4 protein-coding genes are annotated in these 4,100 nt (G+C 42.6%); 1 reads left to right on the forward strand and 3 read right to left on the reverse strand.

What is annotated here, in order from left to right; genetic code table 11:
* Window positions 1-131: 131 nt before the first annotated feature.
* From PX481_RS08755 to PX481_RS29645, 3 genes are read right to left on the reverse strand one after another with little or no spacing between them, the layout of a single operon-like run.
* Window positions 132-1,568, reverse strand: a complete 1,437-nt coding sequence (locus PX481_RS08755; protein ID WP_002757605.1) for a circularly permuted type 2 ATP-grasp protein — start codon at window positions 1,566-1,568, stop codon at window positions 132-134.
* A gap of 41 nt (window positions 1,569-1,609) precedes the next feature.
* Window positions 1,610-2,989 (reverse strand): RNA-guided endonuclease InsQ/TnpB family protein, encoded by a 1,380-nt coding sequence (locus PX481_RS08760; protein ID WP_223212960.1) that lies wholly within the window; start codon window positions 2,987-2,989, stop codon window positions 1,610-1,612.
* Window positions 2,940-3,254 carry a recombinase family protein gene (locus PX481_RS29645; protein WP_002757607.1) on the reverse strand — a complete coding sequence of 105 codons (315 nt, stop codon included), beginning with the start codon at window positions 3,252-3,254 and terminating at the stop codon, window positions 2,940-2,942. Before PX481_RS29645 ends, PX481_RS08760 begins: the two co-directional genes overlap by 50 nt.
* 282 nt (window positions 3,255-3,536) lie before the next feature.
* Between PX481_RS29645 and petB the strand changes: the two genes are divergently transcribed.
* Window positions 3,537-4,100, forward strand: a 564-nt coding sequence (gene petB / locus PX481_RS08765; protein WP_288094417.1) for a cytochrome b6, incomplete at its 3' end; no start/stop codon positions are given.

Consider the following 4,100-nt stretch of genomic DNA (forward strand, 5'->3'; position numbering starts at 1 on the left):
GCAACTCTACTAAGCATAATTAACCAGGAAAAAGTGAAAAGGGTAGGGTGGGTTAGGCGACAATAATTTACGCAGTTGACTGATGATTTAATTTTCGCCGTAACCCACCAAAATTTTGAGGATTGTCCTTATTACTTGGTGAGAACCCAAGTGTCTTTACTGCCACCACCTTGAGAAGAATTAACCACTAAAGAACCCTTTTTCAAAGCAACGCGAGTTAACCCCCCGGGATGCACATAAATTTCATCGCCTCGATGGAGAATATAGGGACGTAAATCCACATGACGACCTTCAATTTCCGTGTCAATTAAAGTTGGAACCCTAGAAAGACTTAACACTGGTTGAGCGATGTAATTGCGGGGATTAGCGGCAATGCGTGGGGCAAATTCTTCTCGTTCTTTCGAGGTAGCTTGAGAACCAACTAACATCCCATAACCTCCCGATTCATTGGCAGCTTTCACAACTAATTTATCGAGATTATTTAAGACATAATCTAAGTCCTTTTCTCGCCAACAAAGATAGGTGGGAACGTTATTTAAAATCGCTTCTTCTCCCAGATAATAACGAATCATATCGGGGACAAAAGCATAAATAACCTTATCATCAGCGACTCCCGTACCAGGAGCATTAGCTAAAGCGACGCGGCCTTCCTGAAAAACTTTTAATAATCCGGGTACACCTAACATCGAATCGGGACGAAAAACCGCCGGATCTAAAAAGTCATCATCGAGGCGACGATATACCACATCTACCCGTCTTAATCCCTTGGTGGTTTTCATTTGTAGATAACCATCAAAGACGACCAAATCACGCCCTTCCACTAATTCTACCCCCATTTGTTGGGCGATAAAAGAATGTTCAAAGTAGGCAGAATTATAGGTTCCGGGGGTCAAAACCACTACGGTGGGATTAGGTAATTGGAGTGGGGCTAAATTAAGGAGAGTTTCCAACAGATGGGAAGGATAATCATCCACCGGTTTAACATTCATTGTCTGGAAAATATCGGGGAAGGTGCTTTTCATTACCCGACGATTTTCGAGGACATAAGAAATACCAGAAGGAACCCGCAAATTATCCTCTAAAACGTACCACTGACCATCTTTATCGCGGACTAAATCGGTCCCCGTGATGTGACACCAGATACCTCCGGCGGGTTTCAGTCCCAGACAGGGTTTCAGAAATCCCGTCGCCGAGGCGATTAATTCGGAGGGAATAATGCCATCTTTAATGATTAACTGGTCATTGTAGATATCGGAGAGAAAAAGATTGAGAGCTTTGATGCGTTGTTTCAGTCCTCTTTCCAAATAATCCCAGTCCTCAGCCGCGACAATTCGGGGAATAATATCAAAAGGAAAGATTTTTTCTACCCCTTGATTGTCGCTATAGACATTGAAAGTCACCCCCAATTCAAACAGGGCCGACTGAGCGGTTTCCCGGTGTTGTTGAAGTTCTCGGGGTGGCAGATTCTGCAACCATTTGATTAAAGGGGAGGAGTGGGGACGAGGTTGACCATCATCTAAGAATAGTTCGTCGTAGAAGCCTTCGGGATCGTAGGTATTTAATAGCACACTGACCTCATTTCATACCGATACTTTTTTGCTAACATACATTAACAATGCACTCTAAGAGAGTCTCTTAAAGAGGGGGTATCTCCCAAAGCACGAAGAAAAATTCCTCGTGCGCCATTAATATCTCTATCCATCTTCTTGCCATCAATCTTGGATTTAATGACTTTTTTTCCCCCTAAGTTATGTATTAATTCACCAGTCCAGCTAACTGTTTTCGACGTATAGGCTTCACAGCAGTCTATTACTAATTTACCCATCTCAAAAGCCTTATGCTTGAGAAATTGCTTAAATCGGTAATGAGACCAGTTAAGCATCTGTCTAACAGATTTTGAGCGAATCTTCCTGCTATTTTTTAGAACCATTTCTGACACTTCAAAAGTAGGCAAAAGAATCACATCAAAGTTATCAACTAGGAATCTAGCAACTTGATGATGAAGTTCATCTACTAAATTCCTGATTTTATTTCTTAGTCGATTAGCTGCTTTTCGATAACGGTTTCTGGTTTTAGCATTAACTTTGGTAGAACGAGAAATTAAATCATCAAGGTGATAGCATAATCGTTGGATTTTACCTATATCCTGACTCCCGATTGAGCCAAAACTATTAGGCGAGAATAGTGCCAGAAAATCTCTAACACCGGGGTCTAGGGCGACAATGCGTCCTTGGTTATCGGATTCCCATCGTTGCACCTCATGGGGAATAGCTAAATAGTATTGTCCATTTCTGGATACTAATCGGCTATCCCCAAAATTGTCGGGCAGTGATTCGGTGAAGCGTATTTGCCCTAATTTTGTGTGATATATTCCTTTTGCTGAAATGGCTGACTTAGGAATATAACAGGATTGCTGTTTATCTTTACGGGAAGGGAATTTTACTTTCTGGATTTCCCCAGTTTTTTGATATTTTCTTTGAGCATTTTTAACGGCTTCACAAGCGTCTTTGACTGCTATTGATTTAATCTGGTAGGGGACTTCTTTAGCCCATTCTGGTAAATCATTAATGATTCCCGTCTTGATAGCCTTCCAATTAGCTTTTCTACCTGGTTCCTGTAGATATTTAATGGTTTGGTTGAAGACAAACCGAGATACTCCCCACCAGTGTTTCATCAGTTTCTTCTGTTCTGTTGTTGGATAAATCCGTACTTTCTTTGATTTTTTGAGCGTACTTCCTGAGTCTGGACATTCGGCAAGAGAAGATGTGAAGTATTTATAACAAGTCTGCTGTAAGTTCTGATTCGGGACTGTGAACAGTTTGGTCGAGAACCAAGATTTTGCCACCGTTTTGTTCGACCATATACTGTATAAGCTCGAATCTAAATCGGCATAATCTGTCCAGTGTGGACATAACAATTGTGAGTTTATTTCCCCACAATCATCTGTCCAGTATGGCTCTAAGTCCTTTTCTTTGGAAGTTAAGCCCACTATCGATGTCTTTGATGATTTCTTCCTCTGGATAGAATCCGCGCATAAAGCTGACTTGTCTCTCAAGGTCATCTCGTTGCTTGATTGAACTGACTCGGCAGTAGCAAACAAGGGAAGCTCTAGCTGCACCATTGACGTAAGACTGGACATCGTACAATCGTTGCCCTGCTTCGTTTTTGATACTTTTGATTTTCCCTTCATCGGCATATTCTCTTAATGTATTGGGATGTAATCCCCATAGCTCAACGGCTTTTCTTAGGGTCACAAACGTTCGCCTAAATAGTGGCGTATGTAGGTCAATGTGAGCAAATCAGTAACTAGCTGTCAACCTTACCTATTCCCAGTGTCGGACAATTAGCCCGATTTTTTGTAGTCTAGGAGACATTTTAAGGGAAATTTTAGGAAGTTACGTTTTTCGGGACTGGCGATCACAGATTGATCCCCACCAGTGGAGAAACCTGACCGGAGCGAGAATTAGCCCTGAAAACTGTGTTACATTTTTTAAAGGTCACACCTTAAATCTTTCATTTTTCTTACTGGTTACGCGATGTTTACCAAACAAGTAACGGATTCTAAAGCCTATCAATGGTTTGAGGAACGCTTAGAAATTCAAGGGATCGCTGATGATATCAGCACCAAATACGTTCCCCCCCACGTCAATATCTTCTACTGTCTGGGTGGTATCACCCTTGTGTGCTTCGTGATCCAGTTTGCCACTGGTTTCGCCATGACCTTCTACTACAAACCCACTGTAGCAGAGGCCCTCTCCTCCGTACAGTACATCATGAACGAAGTTAACTTTGGCTGGTTAATTCGTTCTATCCATCGCTGGTCCGCCAGTATGATGGTGTTAATGATGATCCTGCACGTTTTCCGCGTCTATCTGACCGGTGGATTCAAAAAACCTCGGGAATTAACCTGGGTAACTGGGGTTGTCCTGGCCGTAATCACCGTTAGCTTCGGTGTCACTGGTTACTCCTTACCCTGGGATCAGGTGGGTTACTGGGCGGTTAAAATTGTTTCCGGTGTACCTGCTGCTATTCCCGTCGTCGGTGATCAACTCGTCACCCTGATGCGCGGTAGCGAAAGCGTCGGTCAAGCAACTTTAACC

Source organism: Microcystis sp. M53603_WE2, assembly GCF_030065435.1.